Origin of the sequence: Lutibacter sp., assembly GCF_041555395.1 — a bacterium.
Classification (GTDB): domain Bacteria; phylum Bacteroidota; class Bacteroidia; order Flavobacteriales; family Flavobacteriaceae; genus Lutibacter.
Window position 1 is genome coordinate 1 of the sequence record NZ_JBFFKM010000102.1, and the last position, 3,455, is coordinate 3,455.

2 protein-coding genes are annotated in these 3,455 nt (G+C 32.7%); one reads left to right on the forward strand and one right to left on the reverse strand.

The features are described 5' to 3' along the window. Positions 1–162: 162 nt before the first annotated feature. Positions 163–909: a hypothetical protein gene (locus ABY285_RS12325; RefSeq protein WP_372770496.1), complete on the forward strand. Its 747-nt coding sequence runs from the start codon at positions 163–165 to the stop codon at positions 907–909. 197 nt (positions 910–1,106) lie between these two features. Here the strand turns inward: ABY285_RS12325 and ABY285_RS12330 are convergent. Next, the coding region (locus tag ABY285_RS12330) for a CHASE domain-containing protein (protein ID WP_372770498.1) at positions 1,107–3,455 on the reverse strand (2,349 nt) is incomplete at its 5' end.

Sequence of the window (3,455 nt, forward strand, 5' to 3'; positions counted from 1 at the left end):
AATATGACAATATTTAAACAATTATTTCAGAAGTTTGATTTCAAACTAAGCTTCTAAATTGCTATAATTTTATTTTTACAATCCCATTTATTAACCCCTATAATCTTTTTGATATCAACTATTTTGATATATATTTTATTTACTAACTAAAATTTATTTATTATGAAAATCAAAAACATTTTTATGACTTTAATGCTTGTTGGAGCACTGCTGTTAACTTCCATTGGAATTGCGCAGGAAAAAGAAAGAAAGACCTATGGAATGGTTAATCTTGAGTACATGATGCCAAAAATTGGTATGGAAAAAGCGTTTGTCAAGGCCATCACTGAACACAATAATTTATATCATAAGGAGGGACCTTATAAAGCCAATCTTGATAATATAATAACAGGGGAAGAATCTGGTTGGTATGTATGGTATATGGGCCCAAATATGTATTCTGACTTAGATAACAGCCCGGGAGAAGGCGCTCATACGGACCATTGGACAAAAAACGTTACTCCTACCGTAGCCAAGTATGGAAGAAGTGAATATTGGAGGTATAATGATAAATTATCATACAGTTCAAATAATGAACCAAATAAATATGAAACTATTTGGTTTTTAGATATAAACCGGGGAGATTATTACCGCTTTAAAGCATTTATGACTAAAGTAAAAGAGGCTATGGAGAAAAAAGGCGATGGCAATGTTGCTGTTTATAACAACGAATTTAGTGAAAGTAATGGAAGAGATGTTGCAATTGTATGGCCATTTAAAAATTGGGCAGAATTAGATGAAGATGATGAAGGCATTAAAAAAACGTATGAAGAAATAAATGGAGAGGGCAGTTGGGAAAATGCCATGGATGAATGGCAGGAATTTGTCGCGTCCAGGACAAGCCAAGTTTGGGAAACTGGCATTAAATAAAATATAAATGAACTGTCTTTAAAAAGGCTGAAGTTTAAAAACTTCAGCCTTTTTTTTTATGATTTCAGTGTACCGTTTTTTTTAATAACCGCCTATTAACAAATTTTAGTTGTGAACTTATAAAGTTCAAAAAATTATCCACCGGAATTCGACAGTACTAATTTTCGTGCTAAATAAAAACGTAACCAATATTTAAATTAATGGGTATTTAATTTACTTATGTTTTTTTTTATCATCTCAATTAATTCATCGCTATTGATTGGTTTGGTAATATAATCATTGCAACCAACGGCTATTAACTTCTCTTTAGTACCTAACAGCGCAAAAGCCGTTTGAGCAATAATAATGACGTCTTTATTAAATTGCCTTATGATCGTGGTAGCCTCATACCCATCCATTACGGGCATTTTAACATCCATTAACACCAAGTCAATATCTGGATTATTTCGACAAATTTCAACTGCTTCTGCACCATTTCCGGCAAAAAGTATTTCTTTACTAAATTCATCCACAATAAGTGAAATAAAAACTGAAGAACTTTCATCATCTTCAGCAACAAGTACTTTAAGTTTATTTATGATGTTTTCACTCCTTGTTTTGGCAATAACATTTTGATCCCTCGATTTATCTCCTGTAATTTGAATTTCAGCAGGAATTGTAAAATAAAAAATTGATCCCTTTCCAGGCTCACTCTCAACCCAAATTTCACCTCCAAGCATCTCAACATAAGCTTTACAAATCGACAAGCCTAAACCCGACCCCTGCAACGCTCTTTCATCCTCTATATCGGCTTGAACAAATCGATCAAAAATAGCATCTTGTCTATCCTTATCAATACCCAGACCTGTATCTTTTACATAAAACTCAAGAATCGATTCTTTCATTTCAACGCCAATTTCAATAGTTCCCTGATCACAATACTTAATTGCATTTTTAACTAAATTAACAAGTATTGCGTTTATTTTATGGTTGTCTGACTTAATCGTGATTTCATTTGACGGCAATAAATTTTTTATATTTAGCAATATTCCTTTCCCCATTGCTTCAGGGTTGAAAAAGGCATGAACTTCCTTTATTTGTTCCAAAATATTAAACTCTGAAATTAAAACTTCCATTTGGCCTGACTCTACTTTTGAAATATCAATGATGTCGTTGATGACATCAAGTAATCTTTTTCCGCTTTTCTTAATGATTTCAAAATATTTCTTTTGCCTTTCGACTGTTAATTTCTGTTGTTCCAATAGTTCAGAAAAGCCTAAAATAGCATTCATTGGTGTTCTGATTTCGTGACTCATATTGGCTAGAAATGCTGATTTCAAACGACTGCTTACTTCGGCTTTTTCCTTAGCAATCAATAATTCATTTTCAACATTTTTCTGCTCAGTAATATCAATTTCAATGCCATCCCAGTATACCAATCCTTCCATAACACGAGGCCTGGACACATAATATGACCATCTGATTGTTCCATCAGGATTGACTACCCTAACTTCCGATTTAAAAACGGACATTTTTTTTAAGGCTTCTTTTTCTTTCTTAATTAAATCATAAACGTCATCTTTATATATCTTTCCATAAATCAAATCTGGGTTTTCTTTGGCTTCAATTACTGTACATCCGTATAATTGTTGAACAGCATCACTTAGATAGGTGAATTTCCTTCTGTTTTCATCGATCATAACTACTTGGTATATCATACCATTTACCAAGTTATTAGCGATTAGTTTTAACCTTTCTTCACTTTCTTCTGCTTTTTCCTTGGCAATTTTTAATTCAGAATAGCTTTCTTGCAGTAGTTCGTTTATAGTAACTAATTCCTTATTTTTACCAGATAAATCAATTGTTAATTTTTTAGCCATACTTTTCGCAAAGAATGCGGTATTAATCAAAAAGAACGCTATTAAACCTGACAATAAACTAATTATAATACCACCTGCCAACACAAGAAACGGCGCACTGACAAAAGAAGGTGTTATTTTTGGTTGTATAAATTGCAAAGTCCATTTTTTTCCGTTCAAATCAATAGGTAATAATAAAGTGTTTGATATTAATTCAACACTGTTTTTATTTAGGGTGTATTCATTATCATACAAAAGAGATTCACTTGAAATGCTATCACCATCATATACCTTTAGATGAAGTTGTTTATGACCCTCTGAATTGGGTTGATCAAATACATCATTCATAAAGTTTATCATCCGAAAAGAGCTGGCGGCCCAGCCTTTAATAGCAACTCTTCGTTCTTCAATAGTATTTACAGGTGCGTTTTTCCTATAAACTGGTGAATACATTACAAACCCTGGACTAGTTTCAGGGTCGCCTTCCTGAATCAGCGTTACCCTATCGGTTAGCATCGTTTTATTAGAATCCCTGGCATTTTCTATTGCTTTTCGCATAAGTGGATCCGTACTTATGTTATACCCTAAAGCCTTTATGTTTATGCCTTGTAAAGGTTCAATATAAACAATAGGCGTGTACGCTGTTTCAATACTTGAAGGAAAAACTGTATAATCAGCTGATAATACTTCTTTAGAATACTGTATATG